The following is a 4,181-nucleotide window of genomic DNA, read 5'->3' as shown; positions in this document are numbered from 1 at the left end:
GAAGAAAAATCTTTTCCTTTGGAAGGCAAGATCCTTCGCTATCGCTTAGTATAACAAAGAAAAGGAAAACAGTATGACTGCAAAGTGTCATTCTGAACACGTTCGCTTTGCTCAGTGTAAACTCCGTAAAGAATCTCGTCGTTTTATATTCGAGGGGCTATCACCCTCAACTTAAGGAAGAATCTCATCCGTTTATGTTTTTTAGTATTCGGGGGGAATCTTGAGGGGGTATCCCTTCGGTGTCATTCTGACGAGGCGTCCTCTTGCCGTGGAAGAATCTCTCCATTCATCCTATGTTGTCATTCTGAGGGCGTATGCCCGAAAAACCTCATCCGTTTATGCTTTTGCATTTTTCGTGGGAGTCTTGAGGGGGTGCCTTTTACCCTTCAAACATGAGATCCTTTGTTGCTACCGCTCCACTTGACTTCGTCAAGGAAAAGAGTGTAGTATGATAAAGAAAAGAAATCTTTAGGTTGAAAAGGAAAAAATGGCTTAGTATGACACGATTTAGGATGACATAATCCAAGGTAACAAAAGCTTGTCCTGCAATCCACTTTGCGTAAGCAAGCACTTATTCCAGAATATGGTTTTTTTAAAGAGACCTTGTAAGATTTATTTACACTTTTTAATAAAACTGTAAATTTTTTTAACATTTCTTTAATCAATTTTATTTTACCTTTTAAGAAGAACTTCCTATAAGACCACTTTTTAACTTTGGCACGATTTTTGCGTATATAGAAATGAAAGTAAATTTTGCTGAAATTATCTATATTAACAAGAAAGGGGGTAAAAATGCAGTACGAAAAAGAGTTTTTAATTGGGTTGTACAGGACGATGGTTCGAATCAGAAATTTTGAACTTAAGGCTGAAGAACTATTCTTACAAGGAAAACTTCCAGGCTTTATCCACCTTTACATTGGTGAAGAAGCAATTGCAACAGGTGCCATGGCAAACTTAAGAAAAGATGATTATATCACTTCTACACACAGAGGACATGGACACATGATTGCAAAAGGAGCAGATGTTAAAAAAATGATGGCAGAACTTTACGGTAAAGAAACAGGTTACTGTAAAGGTAAAGGTGGTTCTATGCACATTGCAGATGTTTCAATAGGAGTGCTTGGTGCAAACGGTGAAGTTGCAGGTGGACTTCCAATTGCTGTAGGCGCAGGCATGGCAATTAAAATGCAGAAAAAGGACTCTGTTGTTATTTCCTTTTTTGGTGATGGCGCCTCAAACAGAGGAGCTTTCCATGAAGCCTTAAACTGGGCATCAGTATTTAAACTCCCTATAATCTTTTTGAATGAAAATAACCAGTTTGCGTCAACTGAGAGGGTAACAGAAACAACTTCTGTTAAGAATATTGGAGACAGAGCAAAAGGCTACAATATTGTAGGTGCAACAGTTGATGGAAACGATGTAATTGCAGTATACGAGGTTGTTAAAGAAGCTGTAGAAAGAGCAAGAAACGGAGATGGACCAACACTTATAGAAGCAAAAACTTATAGAATTAAAGGTCACTTTGTTGGAGACCCAGAACTCTATAGAGAAAGAAGTGAAGTTGATGAAAAGTGGCAATTTGAACCTATTTCAAGGTTTGAATCAACTCTTCTTAAAATGGGAATGCTGACTGATTCTGAAAAAGATTCAATCTGGAAGGATGCCGAAGTTGAAGTTAAAGACGCTGTTAACTTTGCTGAAGAAAGTACTTATCCAGCACCTGAGAGTGCTTTACAAGATCTATTTGAATCTGATGAAGGCTACGACTACTAAAGGAGGGTAAAATGAGAGAAATTACTTTTTCAGAAGCTTTAGGCGAAGCAATGCTTGAGGAAATGCAGAGAGATCCAACAATTTTTACATATGGAGAAGATATTGCAAAACAAGGTGGTATATTTGGAGCTTATAAACCAATTTTAGGAAAATACAAAGACCGAATAATTGACACTCCAATTTCTGAAGAGGTTATTTTTGGCTCAGCTCTTGGTGCTGCTCTTGCCGGTATGAGACCTGTTGCAGAATTTCATTTTTCAGACTTCCTTTTTACAGGAATGACGGCTGTTGCAAACCAAATAATGAAATTTAAGTATATGACTGGAGGTCAAGGTAAAATTCATCTTATCTTAAGAGGTCCTGACGGAATATCGAAATCAGCTGCTGCACAACATTCTGAATCTATTGAAACTCTCTTTATGCATATTCCTGGAATTAAAATCATCGTTCCATCAACTCCATACGATATGAAAGGCCTTTTTAAAACAGCGCTAAAAGCTGATGATCCTGTAATCTGTTTTGAACACAAAATGCTTTACGCAAAAAAAGGACCTGTTCCAGAAGAAGAGTATTACATTCCTTTTGGAAAAGCAGATATTAAAAGAGCAGGAAAAGACGTTACAGTAGTTGCTACATCCAGAATGGTGCATGAATCCTTAAAAGCTTCAGAAGAGCTTGCAAAAGAAGGAATTGACGTTGAAGTAATTGATCTTAGAACATTAGTGCCATGGGATAAGGAAACCATTATAGAATCAGTTAAGAAAACACATCGTCTTGTAGTTGCACATGAGACTTGGAGAAGAGGCGGGTGGGGAGCAGAAATTGCAGCAACAGTCCAAGAAGAAGCCTTTGAATACTTAGATGCTCCTATTATGAGAGTTGGTGCAAAAAATGTCCACATTCCTTTTAGCCCTCCATTACAAGATTTTGTGGTGCCAGATTACAAGAGTGTAATTAATGAAATAAGGAAGGTAGTCAATGTTTGAAATTAGAATGCCCAAGTTTGGGCTATCTATGGAAGCAGGAACAGTAATAAAATGGTATAAACATGTAGGAGACCAAATTCAAAAAGGAGAAGCGTTAGTTGAAATCGAATCTGAAAAGATTACAAATGTTATAGAGTCTCCAATTGATGGTTTTATTAAAGCAATACTTGTTCAAGAAGGTGAATCAAAAGAAGTCGGAGCAATAATAGGATACATTGCAGAAACTAAAGAAGAATTGGATAAAGAAGAATTGGAACAAGAAACAAAAACAGAAACCACTCTTCCACAAAAAGAGGAGGAAACTAAAACATCTCACACTGATGCAACTACACTTCAGTCAGGACAAAAAGGTTTTGTTAGTGCTTCTCCACGAGCAAAAGCACTCGCTAAAGAATACGGTATAGATATATCGGAAGTAGTAGGCACAGGTCCTAACGGTAGAATTACAGAGAAGGATGTGCTTGACTTTGTTGAAAAACAAAAACAGCAAGTTAAAAAAGAACCTCTTTCTCCACTTAGAAAAGAAATTTCTGAGAAACTTTCAAAAACATACCATTCTTCGGTCCTTGTAACAAACATAACAAAGGTTGACATGACAGAACTTCTAGAATTAAAAGCTAATACAGTCCCTGAAGTTTCTGTTACTGCGATTCTTATTAAATGCCTTGCAAAGGTTCTCCTAAAATATCCTGAGTTTAATGCACATTTTGATGGCACATACTTGGAAAAGTTTTCTACAGTTAATATTGGCTTTGCAGTAGACACTGGAGTAGGTCTCATCGTCCCAGTTATAAAAAATGCAGATAAACTCTCTTTGGTAGAATTAAACAATAACTTAAAAAACCTTACAGAAAAAGCAAGAACAAACAAACTAACTACTGAAGATGTTGAAGGTTCTCACTTTACCATTACAAATCTTGGTATGATGCGAACAGATATTTTTACACCTGTTCTTAATAGTGAAGAGGTTGGTATACTTGGAGTTGGAAGAAGTACAAAAGAACTTGTTGTAAAAGATGATAATACTACTACAATAAGAACAATGGCCTATTTTAGTCTTTCGTACGATCACAGGATTATTGACGGAGCAATGGCAGCAAGATTCCTGGGAGATCTTGCGGAAGTCATTGAAAACAAAAGTTTATTAAAAGAAACTTTAGAAATAAAATTTTAATTGAAGGAGGTAAAGTATGAAGAAGTTTGTTATTTCGTTGGTAGTATTTGTAATGTTTGCAAGCGTTTTTGGTTTTACACCCACAAAAGCTGAGCAGAAAGTAGTTATCCAAATTACCATCGGCAGCACAAAAGCGTATGTAAATTCTAAGGAAACTGTACTTGACCAACCACCTATAATCGAGAATAGTAGAACTCTTGTTCCTTTCAGGTTTATTGGCGAATCTATGGGGGCAAATGTAAGTTGGG

The 4,181-nt window shown here is 36.7% G+C and carries 4 protein-coding genes; all 4 read left to right on the top strand.

Going from position 1 to position 4,181, the window contains the following annotated elements; translation table 11 throughout:
- Positions 1–792 precede the first annotated feature (792 nt).
- A complete protein-coding gene (locus tag K6343_05155; GenBank protein MEF3245349.1) occupies positions 793–1,773 on the top strand; it encodes a thiamine pyrophosphate-dependent dehydrogenase E1 component subunit alpha in 981 nt (326 codons plus the stop codon).
- 11 nt (positions 1,774–1,784) lie between these two features.
- A complete protein-coding gene (locus K6343_05150; GenBank protein ID MEF3245348.1) occupies positions 1,785–2,759 on the top strand; it encodes an alpha-ketoacid dehydrogenase subunit beta in 975 nt (324 codons plus the stop codon).
- Positions 2,752–3,933 carry a 2-oxo acid dehydrogenase subunit E2 gene (locus K6343_05145; protein ID MEF3245347.1) on the top strand — a complete coding sequence of 394 codons (1,182 nt, stop codon included), beginning with the start codon at positions 2,752–2,754 and terminating at the stop codon, positions 3,931–3,933. The genes K6343_05150 and K6343_05145 overlap by 8 nt, the downstream gene beginning before the upstream one ends.
- 16 nt (positions 3,934–3,949) lie before the next feature.
- Positions 3,950–4,181, top strand: a 232-nt coding sequence (locus tag K6343_05140) for a copper amine oxidase N-terminal domain-containing protein (GenBank protein ID MEF3245346.1), incomplete at its 3' end; no start/stop codon positions are given.

Source organism: Caldisericaceae bacterium (assembly GCA_036574215.1).
Lineage (GTDB): Bacteria > Caldisericota > Caldisericia > Caldisericales > Caldisericaceae > Caldisericum.
This window is presented reverse-complemented; position numbering and strand designations above follow the sequence as displayed.